This is a genomic window from Pseudomonas sp. GW821-FHT09C09, from assembly GCF_059418105.1.
In genome coordinates this window covers 694,873-721,245 of record NZ_JBWKPF010000003.1, presented here as the reverse complement: position 1 = coordinate 721,245, position 26,373 = coordinate 694,873, and the positions used below count along the sequence as shown (strand labels likewise).

General features: G+C 61.5%; 22 protein-coding genes. 9 read left to right on the top strand and 13 right to left on the bottom strand.

Annotation, left to right across the window (positions count from 1 at the left end; genetic code table 11):
* Positions 1 to 13 precede the first annotated feature (13 nt).
* From pqqC to AC07NR_RS13020, 4 genes are read left to right on the top strand one after another with little or no spacing between them, the layout of a single operon-like run.
* Positions 14 to 766 carry a pyrroloquinoline-quinone synthase PqqC gene (gene pqqC / locus AC07NR_RS13035; protein ID WP_011336228.1) on the top strand — a complete coding sequence of 251 codons (753 nt, stop codon included), beginning with the start codon at positions 14 to 16 and terminating at the stop codon, positions 764 to 766.
* Positions 763 to 1,038, top strand: coding sequence for a pyrroloquinoline quinone biosynthesis peptide chaperone PqqD (pqqD, locus tag AC07NR_RS13030; RefSeq protein WP_007959876.1), 276 nt, complete (start codon positions 763 to 765; stop codon positions 1,036 to 1,038). The genes pqqC and pqqD overlap by 4 nt, the downstream gene beginning before the upstream one ends.
* A gap of 7 nt (positions 1,039 to 1,045) precedes the next feature.
* A complete protein-coding gene (pqqE, locus tag AC07NR_RS13025) occupies positions 1,046 to 2,182 on the top strand; it encodes a pyrroloquinoline quinone biosynthesis protein PqqE (RefSeq protein WP_371807421.1) in 1,137 nt (378 codons plus the stop codon).
* Positions 2,148 to 3,956 (top strand): S9 family peptidase, encoded by a 1,809-nt coding sequence (locus tag AC07NR_RS13020; protein ID WP_495078706.1) that lies wholly within the window; start codon positions 2,148 to 2,150, stop codon positions 3,954 to 3,956. Before pqqE ends, AC07NR_RS13020 begins: the two co-directional genes overlap by 35 nt.
* A 3-nt stretch (positions 3,957 to 3,959) precedes the next feature.
* On the opposite strand, the gene AC07NR_RS13015 is transcribed toward AC07NR_RS13020, so the two are convergent.
* The gene (locus AC07NR_RS13015; RefSeq protein WP_065259115.1) at positions 3,960 to 4,118 is read right to left on the bottom strand and encodes a YqaE/Pmp3 family membrane protein; all 159 of its coding nucleotides are present in this window, start codon (positions 4,116 to 4,118) and stop codon (positions 3,960 to 3,962) included.
* A 206-nt stretch (positions 4,119 to 4,324) separates the two neighbouring features.
* Positions 4,325 to 5,608, bottom strand: a complete 1,284-nt coding sequence (locus AC07NR_RS13010) for an aspartate aminotransferase family protein (RefSeq protein ID WP_495078705.1) — start codon at positions 5,606 to 5,608, stop codon at positions 4,325 to 4,327.
* Between the two features lie 169 nt (positions 5,609 to 5,777).
* Here AC07NR_RS13010 and AC07NR_RS13005 point away from each other — a divergent pair, with 169 nt between their 5' ends.
* Positions 5,778 to 6,707: a LysR family transcriptional regulator gene (locus AC07NR_RS13005; RefSeq protein WP_495078704.1), complete on the top strand. Its 930-nt coding sequence runs from the start codon at positions 5,778 to 5,780 to the stop codon at positions 6,705 to 6,707.
* Positions 6,708 to 6,935: 228 nt separating this feature from the next.
* Here the strand turns inward: AC07NR_RS13005 and AC07NR_RS13000 are convergent, their stop codons facing one another.
* From AC07NR_RS13000 to bioB, 11 genes are all read right to left on the bottom strand, one after another.
* Positions 6,936 to 8,714, bottom strand: a complete 1,779-nt coding sequence (locus tag AC07NR_RS13000; protein WP_085709197.1) for an acyl-CoA dehydrogenase C-terminal domain-containing protein — start codon at positions 8,712 to 8,714, stop codon at positions 6,936 to 6,938.
* A gap of 184 nt (positions 8,715 to 8,898) precedes the next feature.
* Positions 8,899 to 10,695, bottom strand: coding sequence for an acyl-CoA dehydrogenase C-terminal domain-containing protein (locus AC07NR_RS12995; RefSeq protein ID WP_495078703.1), 1,797 nt, complete (start codon positions 10,693 to 10,695; stop codon positions 8,899 to 8,901).
* A gap of 90 nt (positions 10,696 to 10,785) precedes the next feature.
* On the bottom strand, positions 10,786 to 12,075 hold the full coding sequence (locus AC07NR_RS12990) for a GGDEF domain-containing protein (protein ID WP_305835816.1): 1,290 nt from the start codon (positions 12,073 to 12,075) through the stop codon (positions 10,786 to 10,788).
* Between the two features lie 208 nt (positions 12,076 to 12,283).
* Positions 12,284 to 14,398 carry a cytochrome-c peroxidase gene (locus AC07NR_RS12985; RefSeq protein WP_495078702.1) on the bottom strand — a complete coding sequence of 705 codons (2,115 nt, stop codon included), beginning with the start codon at positions 14,396 to 14,398 and terminating at the stop codon, positions 12,284 to 12,286.
* 261 nt (positions 14,399 to 14,659) lie between these two features.
* Positions 14,660 to 16,465 (bottom strand): phenylacyl-CoA dehydrogenase, encoded by a 1,806-nt coding sequence (locus AC07NR_RS12980; protein ID WP_248740023.1) that lies wholly within the window; start codon positions 16,463 to 16,465, stop codon positions 14,660 to 14,662.
* A 275-nt stretch (positions 16,466 to 16,740) separates the two neighbouring features.
* A complete protein-coding gene (locus tag AC07NR_RS12975) occupies positions 16,741 to 17,037 on the bottom strand; it encodes a pyrroloquinoline quinone biosynthesis protein PqqE (RefSeq protein WP_085709192.1) in 297 nt (98 codons plus the stop codon).
* Between the two features lie 106 nt (positions 17,038 to 17,143).
* Positions 17,144 to 17,824, bottom strand: coding sequence for a dethiobiotin synthase (gene bioD, locus AC07NR_RS12970; protein ID WP_248740022.1), 681 nt, complete (start codon positions 17,822 to 17,824; stop codon positions 17,144 to 17,146).
* Entirely contained in the window at positions 17,821 to 18,627 is an 807-nt protein-coding gene (gene bioC / locus AC07NR_RS12965) for a malonyl-ACP O-methyltransferase BioC (protein WP_495078701.1), read from the bottom strand. Before bioC ends, bioD begins: the two co-directional genes overlap by 4 nt.
* A complete protein-coding gene (locus AC07NR_RS12960; protein ID WP_134828319.1) occupies positions 18,620 to 19,351 on the bottom strand; it encodes an alpha/beta fold hydrolase in 732 nt (243 codons plus the stop codon). Before AC07NR_RS12960 ends, bioC begins: the two co-directional genes overlap by 8 nt.
* Positions 19,344 to 20,522, bottom strand: a complete 1,179-nt coding sequence (bioF, locus tag AC07NR_RS12955) for an 8-amino-7-oxononanoate synthase (protein ID WP_305835809.1) — start codon at positions 20,520 to 20,522, stop codon at positions 19,344 to 19,346. The genes AC07NR_RS12960 and bioF overlap by 8 nt, the downstream gene beginning before the upstream one ends.
* A 67-nt stretch (positions 20,523 to 20,589) precedes the next feature.
* A complete protein-coding gene (bioB, locus tag AC07NR_RS12950; protein WP_495078700.1) occupies positions 20,590 to 21,645 on the bottom strand; it encodes a biotin synthase BioB in 1,056 nt (351 codons plus the stop codon).
* A gap of 91 nt (positions 21,646 to 21,736) precedes the next feature.
* Here bioB and AC07NR_RS12945 point away from each other — a divergent pair, with 91 nt between their 5' ends.
* The 4 genes from AC07NR_RS12945 (at position 21,737) to AC07NR_RS12930 (ending at position 26,365) form a co-directional block, all read left to right on the top strand.
* Positions 21,737 to 22,477, top strand: a complete 741-nt coding sequence (locus AC07NR_RS12945; protein WP_495078699.1) for a ComFC family protein — start codon at positions 21,737 to 21,739, stop codon at positions 22,475 to 22,477.
* Between the two features lie 58 nt (positions 22,478 to 22,535).
* Entirely contained in the window at positions 22,536 to 23,300 is a 765-nt protein-coding gene (locus tag AC07NR_RS12940; RefSeq protein ID WP_495078698.1) for a TOBE domain-containing protein, read from the top strand.
* 72 nt (positions 23,301 to 23,372) lie between these two features.
* The gene (locus tag AC07NR_RS12935; protein ID WP_265813056.1) at positions 23,373 to 25,274 is read left to right on the top strand and encodes a PhoX family protein; all 1,902 of its coding nucleotides are present in this window, start codon (positions 23,373 to 23,375) and stop codon (positions 25,272 to 25,274) included.
* Between the two features lie 116 nt (positions 25,275 to 25,390).
* On the top strand, positions 25,391 to 26,365 hold the full coding sequence (locus AC07NR_RS12930) for a serine/threonine protein kinase (RefSeq protein WP_495078697.1): 975 nt from the start codon (positions 25,391 to 25,393) through the stop codon (positions 26,363 to 26,365).
* Positions 26,366 to 26,373 lie beyond the last annotated feature (8 nt).

The window sequence follows — 26,373 nt, the reverse complement described above, 5'->3', positions numbered from 1 at the left end:
CTGGAGAACCGCAATGACCGACACCCCGCTGTCCCCCGCCGAATTCGAAGCGGCCCTGCGCGCCAAGGGCGCCTATTACCACATTCATCACCCGTATCACGTGGCGATGTATGAAGGCCGGGCCACCCGCGAGCAGATCCAGGGCTGGGTCGCCAACCGCTTCTACTATCAGGTGAACATTCCCCTGAAAGACGCGGCGATCCTCGCCAACTGTCCGGATCGCGAGATCCGTCGCGAGTGGATCCAGCGCCTGCTCGACCATGACGGCGCTCCCGGTGAAGACGGCGGCATCGAAGCCTGGCTGCGTCTCGGCCAGGCCGTCGGCCTCGATCCGGATCAACTGCGCTCCCAGGAACTGGTGCTGCCCGGCGTGCGTTTCGCCGTGGACGCCTACGTCAACTTCGCCCGCCGCGCCAGTTGGCAGGAAGCCGCCAGCAGTTCGTTGACCGAACTGTTCGCGCCGCAGATCCACCAGTCGCGCCTCGACAGCTGGCCGCAGCATTACCCATGGATCGACCCGGCTGGCTACGAGTACTTCCGCACTCGCCTCGGTCAGGCCCGGCGCGATGTCGAGCATGGTCTGGCGATCACGCTCGAACACTACAAGACCCGCGAAGGCCAGGAGCGCATGCTGGAAATTCTCCAGTTCAAACTGGACATCCTTTGGAGCATGCTCGATGCCATGAGCATGGCCTACGAACTGAACCGCCCGCCGTATCACAGCGTCACCGATCAACGGGTCTGGCATAAAGGAATCGCCTTATGAGTTTCGACCGCAGCAAGACCCCGACCTGGCGTCCCGGCTACCGCTTCCAGTACGAACCGGCGCAGAAAGGCCATGTGCTGCTGTACCCGGAAGGCATGATCAAGCTCAACGAAAGTGCTGCGTTGATCGGCGGCCTGATCGACGGTGAGCGAGATGTCGCGGCGATCATCGCCGAACTCGACAGACAGTTCCCCGGCGTACCCGAGCTCGGTGACGACATCGAGCAATTCATGGAGGTTGCCCGTGCGCAGCACTGGATCGAACTTGCCTGAGTCATCGGTGCAAGTCCCGGCCAAACCGGAAATCGGCCTGCCACTGTGGCTGCTCGCCGAGCTGACCTATCGCTGCCCGCTGCAATGCCCGTACTGCTCCAATCCGCTGGATTTCGCGGAACAGGGCAAAGAGCTGAGCACCGAGCAATGGATTAAGGTGTTCCGCGAAGCGCGGGAGATGGGCGCGGCACAACTGGGCTTTTCCGGGGGCGAACCGCTGGTGCGCCAGGACCTTGCCGAACTGATCCGTGAAGCGCGCCAGTTGGGTTTCTACACCAACCTGATCACCTCTGGTATCGGCTTGACCGAGCAGAAAATCAGCGACTTCAAGAAGGCCGGGCTCGATCACATCCAGATCAGTTTCCAGGCCAGCGATGAGCAAGTGAATAACCTGCTCGCGGGCTCGAAAAAAGCCTTCGCGCAGAAACTGGAAATGGCCCGCGCCGTGAAGGCCCACGGCTATCCAATGGTGCTGAACTTCGTCACCCATCGGCACAACATCGACAAGATCGACCGCATCATCGAGCTGTGCATTGCACTGGAGGCGGACTTCGTCGAGCTCGCCACCTGCCAGTTCTACGGCTGGGCGCAGCTCAATCGTGTCGGCCTGTTGCCGACCAAAGAGCAACTGGTCCGCGCCGAACGCATCACCAACGAATACCGCGCCAAGCTGGAAGCCGAAGGGCATCCATGCAAGCTGATTTTCGTCACCCCGGACTATTACGAAGAGCGCCCGAAAGCCTGCATGAATGGCTGGGGCAGTCTGTTTCTGACGGTTACGCCGGACGGCACCGCCCTGCCCTGTCATGGCGCCCGACAGCTGCCGGTACAATTTCCCAATGTGCGCGACCACAGCATGCAGCACATCTGGTACGACTCGTTCGGCTTCAACCGTTTTCGCGGTTATGACTGGATGCCCGAGCCGTGCCGCTCCTGTGACGAGAAAGAACAGGACTTCGGCGGCTGCCGCTGCCAGGCGTTCATGCTCACCGGCGATGCCAGCAATGCCGATCCGGTGTGCAGCAAGTCCGAACATCACGGTGTGATCCTCAAGGCCCGCGAAGAAGCCGAGCACGCCACCCAGACCATCGAACAACTGGCCTTTCGCAATGAACGAAACTCGCGCCTCATCGCCAAGGGCTGAGCCTTTCAGCGCCACTGCCGCGGTTGCAGCCGGTGTGGATTTCGCCGAACTGCAGCTCGGCGCCCATGGTTTGTTCTGGAATGAATACCGGCCGGCAGACGCTGCGTGCCGGATCTGGCACTGGCGCGATGGCGTGGCGAAATGTCTGACGCCTGCGGGTTTCAGCGTGCGTAGCCGTGTGTACGAATATGGCGGTGGGGCGTTTTGTCTGACGCCTGATGGCGTGGTTTTCGTCAACGAGGCGGATCAGCAGCTGTATCGCCAGACGCTGGATGGCGAGCCTGAGGCGTTGACGTCGAGCGAGTGTCGGTATGGCGATCTGCATTTTGCCGGCGGTCAGGTGTTGGCCGTTGAAGAAAACGGTGATTGCCATCGGCTGGTGGCCATCGATCTGGCAAATGGCGCCCGTCATAAGCTGGTTGAAGGCGCAGACTTTTATGCGTCGCCGATCATCAGCCCGGACGGTCAGCGCCTGGCGTGGATCGAGTGGAGCCGCCCACATCAGCCGTGGACGTCCACCCGTTTGATGCTCGCCGAGCGTTCGGAGAACGGGTTTTCTGCCCCCCGTTGCGTGGCTGGTGAATCGCTTGAAGAGTCGATCCAGCAACCGCGCTTTGATGCCAATGGCCGACTGGGCTGCCTGACCGACCGTGGCGGATATTGGCAACCGTGGATCGAGTCCGCAGACGGCCTGCAACCGTTACCTTCTGCCGAGGCCGATCATGCACCAGCGCCGTGGCAACTCGGCGGCTGCACCTGGCTGCCCATCGGCGAAGGCTATTTGGCAAGTTGGAGCGAAGGCGGTTTCGGTCGTCTGGCGCTCAACGGCGAAGACTTTACTGGCGACTACAGTCGCTTCCGTCATCTGGCGGTCGATGATCAATTCATTTACTGCATCGCCGCTTCACCGGTCAGCCCTTCAGCAGTACTTGCCATAGATCGCGAATCCCGTGAAGTGAAGGTGCTGGCCGGAGGCGTTGCACCGCTGCCTGCCGAACGCATCAGCCGACCGCATACACTGCGCTATCCCAGCGGTTCAGGTGAAGCGCACGGCTTCTTTTACCCGGCCATCGATGGCGATGCCAGACCGCCGCTGGTGGTGTTCATTCACGGCGGCCCGACTTCAGCTTGCTACCCGATGCTGGATCCACGCATCCAGTACTGGACGCAACGCGGCTTCGCCGTCGCCGACCTCAACTACCGCGGCAGCAGCGGCTATGGCCGGGAGTATCGACAAGCGTTGCATCTGAGTTGGGGCGCGGTGGATGTCGAGGATGCCTGTGCGGTCGTCGCTTACCTGAATGATCGCGGCATGATCGACGGCGAGCGTGCGTTTATCCGCGGCGGCAGCGCCGGCGGTTACACGACGCTGTGCGCACTGGCGTTCCATCAGGTATTCCGCGCCGGCGCCAGCCTGTACGGCGTCAGCGACCCGGTAGCCTTGGGCCGCGCGACACACAAGTTCGAAGGCGATTATCTGGACTGGCTGATCGGCGATCCCGAGCGAGATGCCGAACGCTACGCGGCCCGCACGCCGTTGCTGCACGCCGGCAACATTCGCGTGCCGGTGATTTTCTTTCAGGGTGAACTGGACGCCGTGGTCGTGCCGCAACAGACCCGCGACATGGTCGCGGCCCTGGAGCAAAACGGCATCGAGGTCGAGGCGCATTACTACGCCGACGAACGCCACGGCTTCCGCCGGGCCGTCAATCAGGCCCATGCGCTGGAGCAGGAATGGCGGTTCTATCGGCGAGTGATGGGCCTGGCGGATTGAAACTCAGCGCTTGGCGATGATGTACACCGCGTGCACGATCCCCGGGATGTAACCGCACAGCGTCAGCAGAATGTTCAACCAGAACGCGCCGCCGAACCCGACCTGCAGAAACACACCCAGCGGCGGCAAGATAATGGCGATGATGATGCGAATGAAGTCCATGGGGCTGCTCCTGATTGGGGGCTGGCTCGACTGAGCCATACAAGCTAATCGACCTGTGCCGTTTGTCAGGGTTCAGTGCAACCCGTGATCTCGCCATCTACTTGCCATTACCCGGCCACAAAAAAACGCCCCACGCCAAAAGAATCAGGCGTGGGGCGTGCGTTATACCGCGAGACGGTTCTTGAATTCGGGTGGGAAACTTCAGCTCAGACGGCAATCCCTTTGCGGCATTGCAGTTGGGCGGTGCGCACCCGGGAGAAGGCGCGGGCCAGGCGCAGGAGCATTTCGTCGATATTGGCCTTGCTGACGGTGAGTGCCGGGGTGAAGCGCAGGCAGTTGGCTTGTGGGGCGTTGAGCAGCAAGCCTTCATGGAGCGCGGCTTTGACGACGGCCTCGGCGGAGTCTTCCGACAGGGTCAGTCCCCAGAACAGCCCTTGCCCGCGCAACTCGCCATGTTCATAACGATGGGCCAGACGGGCGAGCCCTTCGCGCAGATGCTGGCCGTTTTCCCGGATCTGTTCGAGGAAGGCGCGGTCCTGCACGCTGTCGAGTACCACCAGGCCGGCGGCGGTCATCAGGGCGTTACCGTGATGCGTACCGCCCAGCTCGCCGAAGTCGAAACAGCAGGCCTTGCCTCGTGCCAGCAGCGCAGCCAGCGGTACGCCACCGCCAAGGCCCTTGCCGAGTACGACGATATCGGCGCGCACGCCGTAGGATTGTTCGGCGAGCAAGGTGCCACAGCGGCCGATGCCGGTTTGCACTTCGTCGAGGATCAGCAGAATCCCCAGTTCACGGCACAGGCGCTCGACACCCTTGAGGTAATGCTCGGTCGCCGGAATGACACCGGCATCGCTCTGGATCGGTTCGAGCATGATCGCCACGGTCTGCGCATCGACTGCGGCATGCAGCGCCGGCAGATCATTGAACGGCACCAGATCGAAACCCGGCAGCAGCGGCGCGAAGCGATTGTGCAGGTTGCAACTGTCCGACGCCGAAATCGTCGCCAGACTACGTCCGTGACAGCCTTGTCTGGCGACAATGATCCGCGAGGCGCCGCCGCGATGCAGCTGGCCCCATTTGCGCGCCAGTTTGATCGCGGCTTCACAGGCTTCGCTGCCACTGTTGAGCAGATACGCCTGATCGCTGGAAGTGCTGGCACACAAACGCTCGGCGAGGCTGAGCATGCCGCGGTTGTGCAGATTGAATCCGGGATTGATCAGGGCCTGGGCCTGACCCGCAATGGCTTTGACCAGCGCCGAAGGGCTGTGGCCCAGGCTGTTGGCGCCGCCGGCCTGGGAAAAGTCCAGGTAGGCGCGGTCATTGCTGTCCCACAACCAGGAACCCTGGCCGCGAACGAAAACCTGCTGCGGGCGCTCGACGCTGGGCATCAGGCGTTCGGCATTCAGGCCGTCAGCGGCATCCGATTCACGGGTTTCAAAAGCCAGGTCATCGAGACTCGGCGCCTGGCGCCGCAAGCTGAACAGATTCATTGAAAAAAACCTCGATTGAGGTTTTTTGAACTGCCTATGTAAACACTTTCGAAGCAAACGCTGGTCATTGCGCTTTCCGGCCCTGTAAGCCTTGTGAATGCGGTTAGACTAGGCGTCTTCAAGGCGCCGAGCCATTTCGATTTCCCAGCATTTTCGATAAGTATCACTTATGGATTTCAAACAACTGCGTTATTTCGTCGCGGTCTACGAAGAAGGCCATGTCGGGCGTGCCGCCGAGCGCCTGTCGATCTCTCAACCCGCGTTGTCCCAGCAGATCCGCCATCTGGAACAGAACCTCGACGTCACCCTGTTCGAACGCAGCAGCAAACGCCTGCTGCCGACCCTCGCCGCCCATACGCTGTACAACCACGCGCTGCCACTTCTCGACGGCATGCAACGTGCGCGCGAGGCGCTGGGCAACTTCAAGGGGCAGGCGCTGCGTACACTGGCGATCGGTGTGCTGCAAACCGTGCACACCAGCCTGGTGCCGCAAATGCTGGAGCGGGTGCGCAAGGCCCAGCCGCATCTGGTAGTACAGATTTATGAACTGACGGGGCTGGAGATCGAGCGGCGCCTGCTCAATGGTTCGCTGGATATCGGCATCAGCTATCTGCCGCCACGCCAGCCGGGTCTGCACGGCGTGATGCTGTACGAAGATGAACTGACACTGGTCATCCCGGCGGATCATCCGCTGCGCGAATTCAAGAAAGTCTCGATGAGCCAGGCAGCTGAATTGCCAATGCTGCTGTTGGGCGAGGAATTTCAGATCCGCCAGATCTGGCAGGCACAACTGGCCAGCCTCGGGCGCCGCCCGCAGGTACAGGCGGAACTGAACAACATGGTGGGGATTCTCGACAGCCTGCCGCACACACGGCTGGCGACGGTGCTGCCGGGGCGCTCACAGAAGGAGTACGACGATCAGGACTTGCTGTGGAAACCGATCAGCGAACCCCGGGTGCCGCTGAAGGTGGGCTTGGTGTGTCGCGATGTGCAGCGTCAGCAGGCGTCGTTGGCCTTGCTGCGGACGTTGCTGGAGGAAGTGATGCAACGCGAGGACAAACCGCTCAAAGCTGCGCCAGGTCTGGATTCGCTGAGCTGAAAACTTTTCTGCGGGCATAAGAAAACCCCGCCGAAGCGGGGCTTTGCAGACTGTTTCCCTGACATCCATTTCACTCCGCCACCCTGGCAGAATCCTTACGTGTCCGTGTTGTTGCTTTGCGCTTCCTGCGCGACGTCCATGGAAAGTAGATTAGCTCTGGATCCAATCTACGCCTATGGGAGAACAGCAGCACGTCATGTAAGAGATCGCTTACATGACGTTACATCATCAGAACTGCGCAGCATCCAGCAGGAACAGCGACTCGCTGCCAGCCTTCACCGACGCGCTCAACGAGTGAATCCGCGGCAGCAGACGGGCGAAATAGAACCGCGCCGTGCCGAGCTTGCTCGCGTAGAAATCGTCCTGCGCCTCCTTGCCCAGCGACGCCTTGGCCATCAATGCCCACATATAGGCGTAAGCGGTGTAGCCGAAGGCTTGCAGGTACTCGACCGACGCAGCGCCGATTTCGTTCGGGTTGGTTTTCGCCCGGTCCAACAGCCACGAAGTCAGCTCGTCGAGGTTGTCGACGGCGTCATTCAGCGGTTTGGTGAACTCGCCCAGATCAGCACTGGCAGTCGCGGTGAAATGGCGGATCTCGTCGGCGAACAACTTGTAGAACGCGCCGCCGCTACCAACGATCTTGCGGCCCACCAGGTCCAGTGCCTGAATGCCGTTGGTGCCTTCGTAGATCTGGGTGATGCGCACGTCACGCACCAGTTGCTCCTGGCCCCACTCGCGGATGTAGCCGTGACCGCCAAAGATCTGCTGGCCGTGGACGGTGGTTTCCAGACCCAGATCGGTCAGGAATGCCTTGGCTACTGGCGTCAGCAAGGCAACCAGATCTTCCGCACGCTTGCGGGTCGCTGCGTCTTCGCTGAACTTGGCGGTATCGAGCTGCATCGCCACGTAAGTGGAGAAGGCACGGCCGCCTTCGTTCGAGGCTTTCATGGTCAGCAGCATGCGACGCACGTCCGGGTGAACGATGATCGGGTCAGCGACCTTGTCCTTGTTCTGCGCGCCGGTCGGCGAACGGCTTTGCAGACGGTCGCGGGCGTATTCGAGGGCGTTCTGGTAGGAACGCTCGCCAGTGGCCAGGCCCTGGATACCGACGCCCAGACGCTCGTAGTTCATCATGGTGAACATTGCGGCCAGGCCTTTGTTCGGCTCGCCGACCAGGTAACCCACGGCTTCGTCGAAGTTCATCACACAGGTGGCCGAAGCCTGGATGCCCATCTTGTGTTCGATCGAACCGCAGTTCGCCGGGTTGCGCGCACCCAGGCTGCCATCGGCATTGACCATGAACTTCGGCACCAGGAACAACGAAATGCCTTTCGGCCCCGCCGGCGCGTCCGGCAGCTTGGCCAGCACCAGGTGGATGATGTTTTCGGTCAGGTCGTGCTCACCGCCGGTGATGAAGATCTTGGTGCCGCTGACCTTGTAGGAACCGTCGGCCTGAGGCTCGGCCTTGGTGCGGATGATGCCCAGGTCGGTACCGGCGTGCGGCTCGGTCAGGCACATGGATCCTGCCCAGACACCGGCGTACATGTTCGGCAGGTACGCAGCTTTCAGCTCTTCGCTGGCGTGGGCGTTGATCGACAGGCAGGCGCCGGCGGTCAGCATCGGGTACAGACCGAAGGACAGGCTGGCGGAGTTGACCATTTCCTCGACCTGAGCCGACACGGCTTTGGGCATGCCCATGCCACCGTATTCCGGATCACCGCCAACACCGACCCAGCCGCCTTCGGCATAAGTCTGATAGGCCTGTGGGAAACCGGCCGGGGTGGTGACGGCACCGTCGGCCCAGTGGCAGCCTTCTTCGTCGGCCGCGCGGCTCAGGGGCGCGATGCTTTTGCTGGTGACCTTGCCGGCCTCTTCGAGAATGGCTTCAACGGTTTCCGCGTCGACGGTCTCGGCCAGGGCCGGCAGTTCGGCCCAGAGTTTGGCGACTTCGAACACTTCATTGAGGACGAAGCGCATATCGCGCAGCGGCGCTTTGTAGTCAGCCATGGCAAACCTCGCAAAGATCTAAACAGGTGATTCGTGGAAGGGTGATTTCGTTGAGCTGGAGTGTAACCCAACAACTTTTGCGACACATAGGGTCAGGCCATGACTGTTTTGTTATTTTTAGTCACTGCCTTGTGCCCAAAAAGAAGCCCGCAATCAGCGGGCTCTTTTGTTTAACAGTGACGTGTTACAGCGAGAACAATTGCGCCGGCAGTTTCATAAGGCAATCACTGCCTGCCTCAATGGCCGCACGATGCGCAGCAGTACGTGGCAACAACCGTTTGAAGTAGAACTCGCACGTCGCCAGTTTGCCCTGGCAGAAATCGCCATCACCCTCGCCCGACTCCAACTGCGCCTGGGCGACCAGCGCCATACGCAGCCACAAATAGCCGAGGACGATGTAACCGCTGTACATCAGGTAATCCACCGAGGCGGCGCCGACTTCATCCGGGTTCTTCATCGCCGCCATGCCGACCTGCAGGGTCAGTTCGCCCCACTGCTGATTGAGGCCATCGAGCTGCGCCACAAACCCGCCCAATTGCGCATGCCCGGCATTCGCCGCACAGAACTTGTGGACGATTTTGGTGAAGTTACGCAGCAGCTTGCCCTGGCTGCCAAGGACTTTGCGCCCCAGCAGATCCAACGCCTGAATGCCGTTGGTGCCTTCATAGATCGGCGCGATCCGGCAATCGCGGACCAGTTGCTCCATGCCCCACTCACGGATGAAACCGTGGCCGCCGAACACCTGCATGCCGTGGTTGGTCACCTCCAGCCCGGTGTCGGTCATGAACGCCTTGCAGATCGGGGTCAGGAACGCCAACAGGTCTTCGGCCTCCTGACGCGCCTCGGTATCCGGACTCAGGTGCGCGACATCGAGCATCTGCGCGGTGAAATAGGTCAGCGCGCGGTTGCCTTCGTTGAAGGCTTTCATGGTCAGCAGCATGCGCCGCACGTCCGGGTGGACGATGATCGGATCCGCCGGTTTGTCCGGAGCTTTGGCGCCGGTCAGGGCGCGCATCTGCAGGCGGTCGTTGGCGTATTTGATCGCGCCCTGGAAACTCGCCTCGCCCAGACACAAACCCTGCATCCCGGTGCCGAGCCGCGCGTGGTTCATCATGGTGAACATGCAGTTGAGGCCTTTGTTCGGTTCGCCGATCAGGAAGCCTTTGGCGTCATCGAAGTTCAGCACGCAGGTGGCCGAGGCCTTGATGCCCATCTTGTGCTCGATCGAACCGCAGGAAACGCCGTTGCGCTCCCCCGCCTCGCCGGCTGCATCCGGGAGGAATTTCGGCACGATGAACAGCGATATCCCCTTGGTCCCGGCCGGGGCGTCCGGCAGTTTGGCCAGCACCAGATGAATGATGTTGTCGCTCATGTCGTGCTCGCCGGCGGAAATGAAAATCTTGCTGCCGGTGATCGCATAACTGCCGTCGGCCCGGGGCACGGCGCGGGTCTTGATGATGCCCAGGTCGGTGCCGCAATGGGCTTCGGTCAGGCACATGGTGCCGGTCCACTGCCCGGCGGTGAGTTTGCGCAGATAGGTGTTTTTCTGTTCCTCGGTGCCATGGGCGTGGATCGCCGACATGGCGCCGTGGGTCAGGCCCGGGTACATGCCCCAGGAGGTGTTGCTGGAAGCGACCATTTCGCTGATCACCAGCCCCAGCGAACTCGGCAGGCCCTGGCCGCCGTAGGCCGGGTCTGCCGCCAGACCGTGCCAGCCGCCTTCCACGTATTGTGCGAAGGCTTGCTTGAAGCCTGCAGGCGTTGTCACTACGCCGTTGTCGAAATGGCAGCCTTCCTCGTCGCCGCTGCGATTGAGCGGTGCCAGAACGTTCTCACAGAACTTCGCGCCCTCGTCGAGGATCGCGTTGATCATGTCCGGGCTGGCGTCGTGGGCGCCGAGGGCCGCGTACTGAGTGTGGAAGTCGAAGACGTGGTCGATCAGAAAGCGCATGTCGCGCAGTGGGGCTTTGTACTCGGGCATGGTGGCTTCTCCGTCAGCAGATCGTTTCAACCTACTGCCGGCCACCCTGCCCCACAATCACTGTCCAGACGCTGAATGCGCCGTCATCACTCAACCTGCGGCGCTGTCCGTGCGCACCGCGCCACGGCGGTTCTGCCCGAACGCCATCACGCAGTTGCGGCCCGCGCCCTTGGCGGCGTAGAGCGCCTGGTCGGCGGACTTGAGCACGTCTTCCGGGGTGCGCTGCTCGACCCGTTCGGCGACACCGATACTGACCGTGACCGATACGCTGGACGCACCGGAGCCACCCCGTCGTTGACGCCCCTGCTGATCGTCCTGCGGGCGGTTTTCCTGATTGCGCAGCTGGATGTTGTAGGACGCAATCGACTCGCGGATGACTTCCAGGTGCGGCATGCACTCTTCAAGGGTCTTGCCCGCAAACACGAGGGCAAATTCCTCACCACCGTAGCGATACGCCCTGCCGCCACCGCTGATTTTGGACAGCTTGCTGGCGACCAGTCGCAAGACCTGGTCACCCACGTCGTGACCATGGGTGTCGTTGAATTTCTTGAAGTGATCGACGTCGCTCATCGCCAGCACGTAGTTGCGACCCAGCCGCTGCATCCGTTCGTTGAGTGCGCGACGGCCCGGCAGACCGGTGAGCTCGTCACGGAAGGCCATTTGATAAGCCTCGTGCGCCACCGCAGCGGCGATCATCAACATCACCTGACTGCACATGATGTTCAGGGTGAACGGCAGGATGAAGGTTTTCGGCAACATCCAGAACACCCCGAGCAACCCCACCAGTTGCGCCGCGTGCAGCGGACGCGGGTTGCGCCAGTACTGCCAGGCCAGCAACAGGAACGCCGAGAGGAACACCGGATAGGACATCTGGATCAGGCTCATCCACGCACCGTGCAGGGCCGGCCAGCGGATCTCCGATAGCCACATCAGCAACGCCTGCGGGTAACTTTGCTCAAGCCCCAGCGCCACGCTGCCAAACGCCAGCAGCACGGCAAACCGCGCCACCATGTCCTGAAACAGGTGCGTGCGCTCCTGCCACGCCGCAAACAGACCGAACAACAAGGGCAGCAGCAGACACACCAGATGGAACACCACGGCCGCGTCTTCGCGCACCTTGCCGTTGTCGCGGTAATAGTCGGTCTGGGTGTCGAGCAGGAAGTAGGCGATGTACACCGTGACCATCAGAAACAGTTCGCGCTGGCGTCGGTAAACCGCGCAATACGACCCGCCGAGCAACAGCACCAAGGTTGGCAACACGTTGAACAGCGAGGTGAAGAACACGTTGAGGTCTTTGACGTACGCAGCCGCCAACCCCGCAAGCAACAACAGCAGTGAAGGAATGAAATGACTGAAACGTACAGCGGAAGAACGCGGCAAGGGTAAAGCTCCGACCGTCTTGGCAAAGAGATGGCATTGTGCCTGCAATGTGGCCAGTTAAGCACACACAATGTGATCCAGATCACAGGTTGTCTCTTTAACGGCCGGATCCCCCGGTTTCTGAGCTTTCAATCAAGGTTTTTTCCTTGGCGACCATGAAACTTTCGTCATGGCCACCATGCGTGATGGCCATGACGGTCATTTCCACTCAAAGATCGTTGTAGAACGGCTGCAACGGCCCCTCAGCCGCCGACCGGCCTTCAGCGCCATAAGGCTTGAGATTGAGCACTGCGTCAGTTGCCTGACGGGTCGTGACTTTCGGACTGGCCGGGCGCTGGGTCACGGCATTTTCATCACCGACGTGGCCCTGCGGAATCACCAGCGACGGATGATCGAATGGCGCCCGTTCCCAGGCGACGCGCGGATCGGTCAGGCCGACCTCCATGAATTTCACCAGCGAGTCGATTTCTTCGGGCGTCAGGTTCAGCGCCGTCATGTCCGGATCGAGGTTGGAGGTGTTGTGCTGATTCACCGCCGGGTGCTCGAAGCCGCTGGTGTTGTTGGCATCCTCACCGCGCCGGTCGCCGCCACGGTTGTAGAACTCCATGACCTGTTTGAGCGTGGCGCGACTGCCGTTGTGGAAGTACGGGCCGGTCAGGGCAATGTTGCGCAGGGTCGGGGTCTTGAATGCGCCGTCCACCGAATCGCGGAACCCGACATTCGGCTTGAGCGTGGCATCGCACGGAATCGCTGCACTCAGCGGAGCTTCGAAGGTGCACACGTCGACATCCAGCGGATCGACGGATTTTCCGCCCTGCAGCACCGTGTTGTACTGGCGGGTGAACGACCACGGATTACCCCAGGCATCCGCACCACCGAGAGCCAGATCTTCCGAAGTCGGGCGGACACCGGTGTTGTAGAAGCCATTGTCGTAGAGGGTCGTCAGGTTGTCGGCCATCACCATCCGCTCAATGCGCTCACGCGGGTGCATCAGCAAACGGCTGGCCGCGTTGGTCAGCTCAGCGCCGCCGTGGCAATTGACGCATTTGCCCTTGCCGAGGAACAGGTTCATGCCCTCGACCTGCTGCGCGTTCATGGCGGTGTGATCGCCTTGCAGGTAAGCATCGATCGGTGCCTGATCGGAGATCAGCGTGGCTTCGTACATCTGGATCGCCAGGCCGAAGAACAGCGGGAAGTTGGCTTCCATCTGGGTGTACGGCGCCCCGCCCACCAACACGTTTTGCGTGGCGTTCCACAGCCGGGGCTGGAAGGCATTCTTGATCAGTTCGCGATAAGTCGGACGCCGCGCACCGGACACTGGGCCCAGCACAGAGTCGCTGGAGGAAATCCGTTGCTGCTTGAGCATCAGCGTGTCGAGCATCCGGCGACCGATGTCGGCAAAGGTACGGCCACCGCAGGACATTTCCACAGGGCTGCCGGGCGGGCCGACAGCTTGCGAGGCGGCAGACGCATCGTTGAGTGCCAGCCTGACTTTGGTCGCGACCATGCTGCGTTCGCTGGTCACGTAGATCCCCGCATCCGGGTCGCGATTGCCGAACGGCGAAAATCCGTTGAAAACGTTGTTGGCCCGACCGTCCCAGAAGTTGCGCACGTTGAATGCGGCGTTGATCACCGACGGCGCATTGCGTCCGGTGCTGCGGCGAACGTTTATGCCGCCGACCTGAAACAGGCCGTCCGGCTGCTGGGTGCATTTGTCGAATCGCGGCTGGTTGGGTTTGACGAAGTTGGCATCGAATACGCCTTGCGAGCCGACCACATCGTCAGTCGAGAAAACGATCGGTGAGTTGCGCTCCAGCGGATTGCTCAGCACATGAGTCGGAAAGTCGGTTTTCTTCAGCGTGTAGTTCGGCCCGCCCTTGCCACCGGACGACGTTGAGTAGGTCGCCACGTCACCGGGAATGTCGGAGGCCACAAACGGCTTGTTGAAAATCGACGCGACGTTGGCGTTGGTGTTGGCCTGGCCGGGGTTGATCTGGTTGGTGATGCGGTGATCGACGCCGGCATGGTAGTGGCAGGAGGCGCATGCAGTCGCGCCGTCGCTGCCGATCTCCATGTCCCAGAACAACGCCTTGCCCAACAGGATTGCGGCAGAGCGGTTGAGCACGTAGTCGGTCATCAAGTCGACCTTGCGTCCGCCTTCGGTCCCGGACGGATCGGGCGGCACCATCCCGCGCAACGACTGCAGCGACGGAACCTCCGGCACGGGAGGATCGACTTCGGCGGGGTCGGCGGCCCATGCGCTGTGGACTGACAGCGCGATGGGTAACCAGAAGGTCAAACGAGCGAGTCGACTGATGTTCATAGGCTTCACCCTGACTGTTGTTGTTAAGTGCCGGGGCGTCATGCTTCTTTGAGCAGGCAGTTCTCGTTAGCACCGGTAATTCGGGCAGTGCAATTAATTGGCCACTCTTCTGGAAACATCTTGAATCAATAAGCACAGGGGATCGGCTGAGCAAAGCCGTCATCTACGCTGGGGAATCAGCCCCGGGATTGGGGAAATCCGGGCACAAAAAAACCGCTGCCCCCGAAGGAGCAGCGGTTTGCAGAACGACCGCGTTAAGGCTTAGTAGCCCAGCGAGAAGTTCTCTTCCTTCATGTCCATCAGGTTGTTGGCACCCGACAGCATGGTTGCCACGTGCGTACGGGTACGCGGCAGGATGCGCTGGAAGTAGAAGCGCGCGGTTTGCAGCTTGGCGGTGTAGAACGCCTCATCGGTAGTGCCGGCAGCCAGCTTTTCAGCAGCCAGACGCGCCATGTCGGCCCAGAAATAGGCCAGGCAGGCGTAACCGGAGTACATCAGGTAGTCCACGGAGGCCGCGCCGACTTCTTCGCGGTCTTTCATGGCGGCCATACCGACCTTCATGGTCAGCTCGCCCCACTCTTTGTTCAGAGCAGCCAACGGGGTGACGAATTCTTTGACGGCTTCGTTGCCTTCGTTGTTCTGGCAGAACTTGTGGACGATCTTGGTGAAGCCTTTCAGAGCCTCGCCTTGAGTCATCAGCACTTTACGGCCCAGCAGGTCGAGTGCCTGGATGCCGGTGGTGCCTTCGTACAGCATCGAAATGCGGCTGTCGCGAACGTTCTGCTCCATGCCCCACTCGGCGATGAAGCCGTGGCCGCCGTAGATCTGCACGCCGTGGTTGGCGGATTCGAAACCGACTTCGGTCATGAACGCCTTGGCGATCGGCGTCATGAAGGCCAGCAATGCGTCGGCTTTCTTCTTCTCTTCTTCGTCCACGCCGTATTTGACGATGTCGACCTGTTTGGCGGTGAAGTACACCATCGCACGGTTGCCTTCGGCGAATGCTTTCATGGTCAACAGCATGCGGCGTACGTCAGGGTGCACGATGATCGGGTCAGCGGCCTTTTCGGGCGCTTTCGGGCCAGTCAGGGAGCGCATTTGCAGACGATCGCGAGCGTATTTCAAGCCGCCCTGGAAGCCGATTTCGGCGTGGGCCAGACCTTGCAGCGCGGTACCCAGACGTGCGGTGTTCATGAAGGTGAACATGCAGTTCAGGCCTTTGTTCGCCGGGCCGATCAGGAAACCGGTGGCGCCGTCGAAGTTCATCACGCAAGTGGCGTTGCCGTGGATGCCCATCTTGTGTTCCAGCGAACCGCAGCTCACAGCGTTGCGGGCGCCAACGGTGCCATCGGCATTCGGCAGGAACTTCGGAACGATAAACAGGGAAATGCCTTTGGTGCCGGCCGGTGCATCCGGCAGGCGGGCCAGTACGATGTGGACGATGTTGTCGGCCATGTCGTGTTCACCGGCCGAGATGAAGATCTTGGTGCCGGAAACCTTGTAGGAACCGTCGGCCTGAGGTTCGGCCTTGGTGCGCAGCATGCCCAGGTCGGTGCCGCAGTGCGGCTCGGTCAGGCACATGGTGCCGGTCCATTCGCCGGAGACCAGTTTGGTCAGATAGGCTTCCTGCTGCTCTGGGGTCCCGTGCTCGGAAATGGTGTTCATTGCACCGTGCGACAGGCCCGGGTACATGCCCCACGACCAGTTGGCTTCGCCGACCATTTCGCTTACAGCCAGACCCAGCGACTCAGGCAGGCCTTGACCGCCGTGCTCGACGTCATGGGCCAGGCTTGGCCAGCCGCCTTCGACGAATTGCTTGTAGGCCTCTTTGAAGCCGGTCGGGGTTTTCACACCGGACTCGCTCCAGGTGCAACCTTCAATGTCGCCCACGCGGTTCAGCGGTGCCAGCACCTGCTCACAAAACTTGGCGCCCTCTTCGAGAATGGCGTCAACCATGTCCGGCGTTGCCTCTGCGCACGCTGGAAGGCTCTGATAGTGCGCTTCGTAGCCGAGCAGTTCGTCACGAACGAAGCGAATATCACGCAAGGGGGCCTTGTAGTCAGGCATAGCGATAAACCTCTGCTGATGTAACCGGGAATGAACGACCGCATTGATTTGTTGTGACGGTCAAACAGTTGTTTGAAACATACGTTTACGCCGAAATCTTGTCAAGCGTCGTTCTTTTGCCATTCGTCATCACATTTTCCGAACGCCGGACACAGCACCGCGACATGCGCCCGGACGAGCCATGTGCACTGAAAAAAGATTAGTTGAGGGAGAAGGACTTACAACGAAAAACGCCGCGAACAGTCGCGGCGTCTGGCAAAGCGGATATCAGAAAATCAGGCGAACGTATCGATGATCGTACCGAGCATTTCATCGGAAGCCTTGGCGACTTTCGTGCCCAGTTCCACTTGAAACTTGCCCTGGGCCATCTCGGCCATAGCGCTGCCCGGATCCATTTGCTGGCTGCGATCGATACCGCGCAGGCGATCGATCTGGGCCTCGGAAGACTGGCTGGTGACCGAACGCTCGATGGTGTTGTTGGCGATCTGGCTGGCGGCCTGATCGACGCGGTTTTGCCCGGTCTGAATGGTGCTCAGACCTGCATAAAAAGCTGTGTTTCCGGAGATTTCCATGGGAGCTCTCATCCTTGGGAAGGATCAATGGCTGTCATTGAACCAGAGGCGTCAGAAAAACACCCGTCAAAAACACTAATGGCACAGTGCCTTGTCATAGCCAAAATCAGTCGAGCAGATCCAGTTGCAAATGCTCGGCGACCGCCTCGGCGCTGATGGCCTTGAGTTTCGGCACCCGCCCCAGGCACGGCGCCGGAATCCGCTCGGCAAGTGTCGCGAGGTTTTCCTCCAGTCGCGATGTCTTCGGATCAATGATGTTCGCCACCCAACCGGCCAGTTGCAGCCCGTCACGGGCAATCGCTTCAGCAGTCAGCAATGCATGACTGATGCACCCCAGACGAACGCCCACCACCAGAATCACCGGCAACTGCAACGCAATGGCCAGGTCCGAAAGATTGTCCTGATCCGCCAACGGCACCCGCCAGCCGCCCGCGCCTTCGATCAAAGTGAAGTCGGCGTTCATGGCCAGAATCTCGCGCATCGGCGCCAGCAGTGATTGCACGGTCAGCGCCACGCCTGCCTCTCGCGCCGCCAGATGCGGTGCGATCGCCGGCTCGAACGCTACCGGATTGACCTGTTGATAAGTCAGCGGCAAAGAACACTCGGCCTGCAGCGCCAAGGCATCGGAATTGCGCAGGCCTCTGGGCGTCACGACACAACCGGACGCCACCGGCTTGCCCGCCGCCGTACTCAACCCTGCCGATCTGGCGGCATGCAGCAACCCGGCAGCAACGGTGGTCTTGCCGACGTCAGTGTCGGTTCCGGTGATGAAATAGGCTGCGCTCATAAGGGTTTCTCCAACACGGCGTAGACCACCTGATAAGTCGCCGGCAAGCCTTGTTGCTGACGGAACTGCTCGTAAGCCTCGACCAGCCCCAGAATCCGAGCGCGACCGGTCAATCCACCCGGTCGACCGGGGTTCAGGTTGTGCGCGCCCAGCGCCTTGAGTTCGTGTGTCAGGCTGCGCACATCCGGGTAATGCAGCACATGCGGCTGATTCTCCAGACTGACCGTGCGCAGACCACTGGCCGCGCACAATTGTTCGTACCGGGCGAACTCGCGGAAGCGGTTGACGTGCACCATGCCATCGACCTGGCGCCAGCTGTCGCGCAATTCGTACAGCGTCCCTACACAAAGACTAGCAAACGCGAAAATCCCGCCCGGTTTCAGCACCCGGAAGGCTTCGCCGAGCACCGATTCGAAGTCCGCACACCACTGCACGGCGAGGCTGGAGAAGATCAGATCGCAGGTCGAACCCTGCAACGGCAAGCGTTCGGCATCGCCGGCGATAAAGTGTGTGGCCCCGCCCAACGGCCGGGCGTGATTGAGCATGCCTTCGGCAATGTCCAGCGCCAGCCCCTCACCGAATCGCTCGGCCAGCGCCCGAGTGAAATAACCGGTGCCGCAGCCGAGATCCAGCCAGCGCGGCGGCAGAAAGTCCTCCGGCAAGCGATTCAGCAACTGCGTACCAACATCACGCTGCAACTCGGCGACGCTGTCGTAGCTGGCCGCTGCACGGGAAAAGGAAGCCGCGACCTGGCGCTTGTCAGGCAAGCCGCCGGGCAGCGCAGCAAGAGACAAATCAGTCATCACCACACTCACTTAAAAACGCCTGGATCGCACCGGCCACACCGTGGGGGTCTTCCAGAAGAAACGCATGGCTGGCCTGCTCGATCAGCCCGACCTCGACATCCGCCAGCAACGCGAACAACTCGCCCGCAGCCTCCGCCGGCACCAGCCCGTCCAGCCCGGCAAACAGATGCAATTGCGGACCTCGAAACACCTGCAAGGCATTGCGCGTATCGATCTGCGCCAACAACTCCAGACCCGCCATCAGCGCCGCCGGTGAAGTGTTCGGCGCGCCGCCGAGCAACAGCCGCGACACGCCGCGCGGGTCTTGCGCACCTTGAGCACACAGCAGAGAAAAACGTTTGAGGGTCTGACGCGGGTCAGCACTGCAACCGGCCAGAAATGCATCGAAGGTTTCCGCCGGCATCGCGCTCGGCCATTGCTCATGGGCAACAAAAGAAGGATTGCTCGCCAGCGTCAGCAAGCCGCAGCAATGTTCGCCACGCCGCGCCGCCAGCTCAGAAGCCAGCATGCCGCCCAGCGACCAGCCACCGAGCCAGACATCCTGGGGAATGCGCTCATCGAGTTCGTCGAGCCAGTCTGCAGGATCACTGGATTCCAGCTCCGGCAACGGTTCGATTTCCACCGTCAGGTGTTCGTCGAGCCCACGCAGCGCCGCCGCCAACGGCTCCAGCGGGGAAACCCCGAGGCCCCAGCCGGGGAGCAGAATCAGTCGATCACGCATGGCTTGGCTCCGACTTGAGTTGGGCAAAGCAATCGGCCAGTCCTTCTAACAATAGTTGCACCTGCGCCTCACTGTGGGCGGCGGTCAAGGTGACCCGCAGCCGCGCACTGCCGGCCGGCACGGTCGGCGGACGGATCGCGGTGACCATCAGCCCCCGCTCGCGCAGCATCTGCGACAAACGCACGGCGCGGCCGGCATCGCCAATCATGATCGGCTGGATCGGCGTGAAGCTGTCCATCAGCTCCAGACCGATCTGTTCGGCGCCACGGCGGAACTGGCGGATCAGCGTCTGCAAATGCTCGCGGCGCCAGTGCTCGCTGCGTAGCAGCTCCAGGCTTTTAAGGGTCGCGCAGGCCAGCGCCGGCGGCTGGCTGGTGGTGTAGATGTAGGGACGGGCAAACTGAATCAGACTTTCAATCAGTTCTTCACTGCCAGCGACAAACGCGCCCGCCGTGCCGAACGCTTTGCCAAGAGTGCCAACCAGCACCGGCACATCCTCCTGGCTCAAGCCGAAATGCTCGACGATCCCGCCACCGTTCGCGCCCAGCGGACCGAAACCGTGGGCGTCATCGACCATCAACCAAGCGCCTTTGGCCTTGGCCTCTCGGGCCAACGCCGGCAGGTCGGCGAGATCGCCGTCCATGCTGAACACACCGTCGGTGACCACCAGCGTATTGCCGGTGGCTTTCTCCAGACGTTTGGCCAGGCTGTCGGCGTCGTTGTGCAGATAGCGATTGAAGCGCGCACCGGACAACAATCCGGCGTCCAGCAACGACGCATGATTGAGCCGGTCTTCCAGCACCGTGTCGCCCTGCCCGACCAGCGCCGTGACCGCGCCGAGGTTGGCCATGTAGCCGGTGGTGAACAACAGCGCACGTGGCCGTCCGGTAAGGTCGGCCAAGGCTTCCTCCAACTCATGATGCGGGCCGCTGTGGCCGATCACCAGATGCGAAGCACCGCCGCCAACGCCCCACTTCGAAGCACCGGCACGCCAGGCTTCGATCACTTGCGGATGATTGGCCAGGCCCAGGTAATCGTTGTTGCAGAACGCCAGCAACGGCTGACCGTCGACCACCACTTGCGGCCCCTGAGGGCTTTCAAGCAGCGGTCGCTGGCGATAGAGATTTTCGGCACGACGGGCAGCAAGGCGTGCGGCGAGATCGAAAGACATGCAAGCCTCACGGGTGGCAAATGAATCAGCAGGCGCTGCCCGAGGCAGCACCTGAAAGAACGGGCGATCAGACCGCGGCGTTGTAGAATTGCTCGCTGCTCTTCTGCTCCACCAGCGCCTGCTCGATGGCAGCCTGATGCACTTCGTCGGCATGCTCTTCGCGGGCTTCCGGCTGAATGCCCAGACGTGCAAACAGCTGCATGTCCTTGTCGGCCTGCGGGTTGGCGGTGGTCAGCAGTTTGTCGCCGTAGAAGATCGAGTTGGCGCCGGCGAAGAACGCCAGGGCCTGCATCTGCTCGTTCATCGCTTCGCGGCCTGCGGACAGGCGCACGTGGGATTGCGGCATCAGGATCCGCGCCACGGCAAGCATGCGGATGAAGTCGAACGGATCGACGTCGTCAGCATTCTCAAGCGGCGTGCCGGCGACTTTCACCAGCATGTTGATCGGCACCGATTCCGGGTGCTCCGGCAGGTTGGCCAGCTGGATCAGCAGGTTCGCTCGGTCATCGAGAGACTCGCCCATGCCGAGGATGCCACCGGAGCAGATTTTCATGCCGGCATCGCGCACGTAGGCCAGGGTCTGCAGACGCTCGCTGTAGGTGCGGGTAGTGATGATGCTGCCGTAGAACTCCGGCGAGGTGTCGAGGTTGTGGTTGTAGTAATCGAGGCCGGCCTTGGCCAGCGCTTCGGTCTGATCCTGATCGAGACGACCGAGGGTCATGCAGGTTTCCAGCCCCATGGCTTTCACGCCTTCGACCATCTTCAACACGTAGGGCATGTCCTTGGCCGACGGATGCTTCCACGCCGCGCCCATGCAGAAACGGGTCGAACCGATGGCCTTGGCGCGGGCAGCCTCTTCGAGGACTTTCTGCACTTCCATCAGCTTTTCTTTTTCCAGGCCGGTGTTGTAGTGACCGGACTGCGGACAATATTTGCAATCTTCCGGGCAGGCGCCGGTCTTGATCGACAGCAGGGTGGAAACCTGGACGCGGTTGGCGTCGAAATGCGCGCGGTGCACCGTCTGCGCCTGGAACAGCAAATCGTTGAATGGCTGAACGAAGAGTGCTTTGACTTCGGCCAAAGTCCAGTCGTGACGCAGGGGGGCAGTGGTGCTGGCGCTCATGGGCGATTCCTTGGTTATGCTTGGCTTGCGCCTGGGGAAACGGAATACCCACAGGCACGACACGGATGTTCGGCATATTTAAGGAAGAGACATGCACTGTCAACCACATCAAGATGGACCGGTTTACATCTGGTTAAATAACAACCAAAGCTGTTTGATTTGCGATGAGCCGGCGGAAACTGAAACACCCCTCTGCGTGGCCTGCGAAACCGACCTGCCCTGGCTTGGCGATCAATGCATGACCTGCGCATTGCCGCTGCCCGCAGCGGGCCTGACATGCGGCGGCTGCCTGAAAGATCCGCCCGCCTTCGAACAGGTGGTGGTTCCCTGGTCCTACGGCTTCCCGGTGGACAGCCTGATCACCCGGTTCAAGCACAACGCAAAATGGCCGTTTGGCCGCCTGTTGGGCGAGGTTCTCGGGCAATTCCTGCAACATCGCTTCGACGAGGGCCTGCCACGCCCGGACGCCCTGCTGCCGGTGCCGTTGGCGAACAAGCGCCTGCGTCAGCGTGGATTCAATCAGGCAGCCATGCTTGCGCAATGGCTCGGCAAACAACTGGATCTGCCCTGCGAAGAACATGTCCTGCGCCGTGTCCAGGACACCAGCGCCCAGCAGGCACTCGACGCCAAGGCGCGTAAACGCAATTTGCGCAATGCCTTCAACCTGGTGCCAGACGCCGATATACAAGGTCGGCATCTGGCCTTGGTCGATGATGTGTTGACCACCGGTGCCACCGCCCAGGCGTTGGCCCGGCTGCTGGTGGACGCCGGCGCCACGCGGGTCGACGTCTACTGCCTGGCCCGCACACCGAAACCTGGCGACGCGGCTTGACTCACACGCGCCAAGCGGCCAACTTCCTCCTCCATCAACCCAGCACAAAGCACCCGACATGTCCTTGCCTTCCCTGTTGTCCCAGCACATCGTCCGCCGCCCGCAGCGCATCGCCCTGCTGCAACACATCGCCGAACAGGGCTCGATCACCCGCGCCGCGAAAAGCGCGGGCCTGAGTTACAAGGCGGCGTGGGACGCCATCGATGAGCTGAACAATCTGGCCCAGAAACCCTTGGTCGAGCGGGCTGTCGGCGGCAAGGGTGGTGGTGGCGCCAAATTGTCCAGCGAAGGTGAGCGGGTGCTGCGTCTTTATCAAAAGCTACAAGCTTTGCAGGCACAGGTGCTGGAAGCCGCCGAAGACGCCAGCGATCTGGATCTGCTCGGTCGCTTGATGCTCCGGACCAGCGCCCGCAACCAATTGCACGGCAAGGTCGTCAGCATCGAGCACCAGGGCCGCAATGACCTGATCCGCCTCGAACTGGCCGAAGGCCTGTGCATCGATGCGCAAATCACCCACGACAGCACCGTGCATCTGGAGCTGCAACCGGGTACCGAAGTGGTGGCACTGATCAAGGCTGGCTGGCTTGAATTGTTGGGCAACGGACAGGCCGCAACATCTGGTCACAATCTTCTCGAGGGCACCCTCGAAGCGATTCTCGACGCCGAGGACGGCCCCAGCGAAGTGCGCATCGCCCTGCCCAATGGCCAGACACTCTGCGCCCTGGCTGAGCCGCTGCACCTGCGCACCCAAAAACTGACCGTCGACCAACCGGTACAAGTGCAGTTCTCGCCGTCCAATGTGCTGATCGGCACACCGCTCTAGCCCGGATCCCTGCAACAAAAGCTTCATCGCCTCTCATTAAGGTGGCTGCCAAAACCAAGCAGGGAGCCTGATGTGAGCCTATTAGAAGAGAACCAATCCACTGACCTGGAAAAAATGGTCGGCATGAGCCGTCGCGGTTTCATCGGTGCCGGCGCACTGTGCGGCGCGGCGATGTTTCTCGGTGGCAGCCTGTTGAGCCGTAGCGCCCTGGCCACCGGTGTCAGCGCCGGCAACAGCCGCCTGCTGGGCTTCGACAGCATTCCGGCCGCCACAACCGACGTCATCAGCCTGCCCAAAGGCTACAAGTCGTCGGTGCTGATCAGCTGGGGCCAGCCCCTGCACAAGAACGGTCCGGCCTTCGACCCGAGCGGCAACGGCACCGCAGCCGCACAGGAAGTGCAGTTCGGTGACAACAACGACGGCATGAGCCTGTTCGCCTTCCCGGATGATAAAAATCGCGCGCTGATGGCGATCAACAACGAATACACCAACTACCGCTACCTCTACCCCCACGGCGGTCTGCCGCAGTCGGCGGAAGACGTGCGCAAGGCCCTGGCCTGCGAAGGTGTGTCTGTGATCGAAGTGGCACGCAAGAACGGTCAGTGGCAGTTCGTTCAGGGCTCGCGCTACAACCGGCGCATCCACGGCAACTCGCCGCTGCGTATCAGCGGTCCGGCGGCCGGCCATGAGCTGATGAAAACCAGCGCCGACAAGCACGGCAAGAAAGTCCTCGGCACCTTCCAGAATTGCGCCAACGGCAAGACGCCGTGGGGCACTTACCTGACCTGTGAAGAGAACTTCACCGACTGCTTCGGCAGCAGCAATGCCCAACAGCAATTCGACCCGGCGCAGAAACGCTACGGCGTGACAGCCGCCAGCCGCGAGATCAACTGGCATCCGTTCGATCCGCGCTTCGACATGGCGAAGAACCCGAACGAACTCAACCGTCACGGCTGGGTGGTGGAAATCGACCCGTTCGACCCGCAATCGACGCCGGTCAAACGCACCGCCCTCGGTCGCTTCAAACATGAAAACGCCGCCTTGGCCGAGACCGACGACGGTCGCGCCGTGGTGTACATGGGCGACGACGAACGCGGCGAGTTCATCTACAAGTTCGTCAGCCGCGACCGCATCAATCACCGCAACGCCAAAGCCAACCGCGACATCCTCGATCACGGCACCCTGTACGTGGCGAAGTTCGACGCGGGCGACGGCAACCCCGACCACCCGAAAGGCCAGGGCCAGTGGATCGAACTGACCCACGGCAAGAACGGCATTGACGCCAGCAGCGGTTTTGCCGATCAGGCTGAAGTGCTGATCCACGCGCGTCTGGCGGCCAGCGTCGTCGGCGCGACGCGCATGGACCGCCCGGAATGGATCGTGGTCAGCCCGAAAGACGGCCAGGTCTATTGCACCCTGACCAACAACGCCAAGCGCGGCGAAGACGGTCAACCGGTGGGCGGGCCGAACCCGCGCGAGAAGAACGTCTACGGCCAAATCCTGCGCTGGCGTACCGACCGCGACGATCACGGTTCGAAGACCTTCGGCTGGGATCTGTTCGTGGTGGCCGGCAACCCGAGCGTACACGCCGGGACGCCGAAGGGCGGCTCGTCCAACATCACCCCGCAGAACATGTTCAATAGCCCGGACGGCCTCGGTTTCGACAAGGCTGGTCGACTGTGGATTCTCACCGACGGTGATTCGAGCAACGCCGGGGACTTTGCCGGGATGGGCAACAACCAGATGCTCTGCGCCGACCCCAAGACCGGTGAGATTCGCCGGTTCATGGTCGGGCCGATCGGTTGCGAAGTCACCGGGATCAGCTTCTCGCCGGATCAGAAAACCCTGTTTGTCGGGATTCAGCATCCGGGCGAAAACGGCGGTTCGACCTTCCCCGAGCATCTGCCGAACGGCAAGCCGCGCTCGTCGGTGATGGCGATTACCCGTGAGGATGGCGGGATCGTCGGCGCCTGATGCCGCAACGCTCTGATCGTTCCCGTGCCCTGCACGGGAACGATCCCCCTCAAGACAGCCCGTCTGCGCTACCATGCTGGGCCGGACGCGGCAGCCTGCCGCGCGCAGGAGTCAGCATGGCCCACCCGTTTGAAACCCTCACCCCAGACCTCGTGCTCGATGCCGTCGAAAGCATTGGTTTTCTGAGCGACGCGCGCATCCTGGCGCTCAACAGTTACGAAAACCGCGTCTATCAGGTCGGCATCGAAGACTCCGAACCGCTGATCGCCAAGTTCTATCGCCCACAGCGCTGGACCAACGAAGCGATTCTCGAAGAACACCAGTTCACCTTCGAACTGGCCGACGTCGAGATCCCGGTGGTGGCGCCACTGGTCCACAACGGCGAAACCCTGCACGAACACGCCGGTTTCCGTTTCACCCTGTTTCCCCGTCGCGGTGGCCGGGCGCCGGAGCCGGGCAATCTCGATCAGTTGTATCGCCTCGGCCAGTTGCTGGGGCGCATGCATGCGGTCGGCGAAACCAAACCGTTCGAACACCGTGAAGCATTGGCTGTGCAGAACTTCGGCCACGCGTCGCTGACCACACTGCTGGAAGGCAACTTCATTCCGAAAAGCCTGCTGCCGGCCTACGAGTCCGTCGCCCGCGACCTGCTCAAGCGTGTGGAAGACGTCTATGCCGCCACGCCGCACCAGAACATTCGCATGCACGGCGACTGCCACCCCGGCAACATGATGTGCCGCGACGAGATGTTCCACATCGTCGACCTCGACGACTGCCGCATGGGCCCGGCGGTACAGGACATCTGGATGATGCTCGCAGGCGACCGTCAGGATTGTCTCGGACAGCTGTCGGAATTGATGGACGGCTACAACGAATTCCACGATTTCGACCCGCGCGAGCTGGCGCTGATCGAACCGCTGCGCGCCCTGCGCCTGATGCACTACAGCGCCTGGCTGGCACGACGCTGGGACGATCCGGCGTTCCCTCGCAGCTTTCCGTGGTTCGGCAGCGAGCGGTATTGGGGCGATCAGGTGCTGGCGTTGCGTGAGCAACTGGCGGCGTTGAATGAAGAGCCGTTGAAGCTTTTCTGACACGACAC

What these genes read in the sequence shown, in the direction of transcription:
- AC07NR_RS12945 (WP_495078699.1), top strand. Translation starts at nt 21,737, where the DNA reads ATGCACTGTCAACCACATCAAGATGGACCGGTTTACATCTGGTTAAAT.
- AC07NR_RS12930 (WP_495078697.1), top strand. Translation starts at nt 25,391, where the DNA reads ATGGCCCACCCGTTTGAAACCCTCACCCCAGACCTCGTGCTCGATGCC.
- bioC (WP_495078701.1), bottom strand. Translation starts at nt 18,627, where the DNA reads ATGACTGATTTGTCTCTTGCTGCGCTGCCCGGCGGCTTGCCTGACAAG.
- AC07NR_RS13020 (WP_495078706.1), top strand. Translation starts at nt 2,148, where the DNA reads ATGAACGAAACTCGCGCCTCATCGCCAAGGGCTGAGCCTTTCAGCGCC.
- AC07NR_RS12960 (WP_134828319.1), bottom strand. Translation starts at nt 19,351, where the DNA reads ATGCGTGATCGACTGATTCTGCTCCCCGGCTGGGGCCTCGGGGTTTCC.
- AC07NR_RS12940 (WP_495078698.1), top strand. Translation starts at nt 22,536, where the DNA reads ATGTCCTTGCCTTCCCTGTTGTCCCAGCACATCGTCCGCCGCCCGCAG.
- AC07NR_RS12985 (WP_495078702.1), bottom strand. Translation starts at nt 14,398, where the DNA reads ATGAACATCAGTCGACTCGCTCGTTTGACCTTCTGGTTACCCATCGCG.
- AC07NR_RS13000 (WP_085709197.1), bottom strand. Translation starts at nt 8,714, where the DNA reads ATGGCTGACTACAAAGCGCCGCTGCGCGATATGCGCTTCGTCCTCAAT.
- pqqD (WP_007959876.1), top strand. Translation starts at nt 763, where the DNA reads ATGAGTTTCGACCGCAGCAAGACCCCGACCTGGCGTCCCGGCTACCGC.
- AC07NR_RS12995 (WP_495078703.1), bottom strand. Translation starts at nt 10,695, where the DNA reads ATGCCCGAGTACAAAGCCCCACTGCGCGACATGCGCTTTCTGATCGAC.
- AC07NR_RS13005 (WP_495078704.1), top strand. Translation starts at nt 5,778, where the DNA reads ATGGATTTCAAACAACTGCGTTATTTCGTCGCGGTCTACGAAGAAGGC.
- pqqC (WP_011336228.1), top strand. Translation starts at nt 14, where the DNA reads ATGACCGACACCCCGCTGTCCCCCGCCGAATTCGAAGCGGCCCTGCGC.
- AC07NR_RS13010 (WP_495078705.1), bottom strand. Translation starts at nt 5,608, where the DNA reads ATGAATCTGTTCAGCTTGCGGCGCCAGGCGCCGAGTCTCGATGACCTG.
- AC07NR_RS12975 (WP_085709192.1), bottom strand. Translation starts at nt 17,037, where the DNA reads ATGGAAATCTCCGGAAACACAGCTTTTTATGCAGGTCTGAGCACCATT.
- AC07NR_RS13015 (WP_065259115.1), bottom strand. Translation starts at nt 4,118, where the DNA reads ATGGACTTCATTCGCATCATCATCGCCATTATCTTGCCGCCGCTGGGT.
- bioD (WP_248740022.1), bottom strand. Translation starts at nt 17,824, where the DNA reads ATGAGCGCAGCCTATTTCATCACCGGAACCGACACTGACGTCGGCAAG.
- AC07NR_RS12980 (WP_248740023.1), bottom strand. Translation starts at nt 16,465, where the DNA reads ATGCCTGACTACAAGGCCCCCTTGCGTGATATTCGCTTCGTTCGTGAC.
- bioB (WP_495078700.1), bottom strand. Translation starts at nt 21,645, where the DNA reads ATGAGCGCCAGCACCACTGCCCCCCTGCGTCACGACTGGACTTTGGCC.
- bioF (WP_305835809.1), bottom strand. Translation starts at nt 20,522, where the DNA reads ATGTCTTTCGATCTCGCCGCACGCCTTGCTGCCCGTCGTGCCGAAAAT.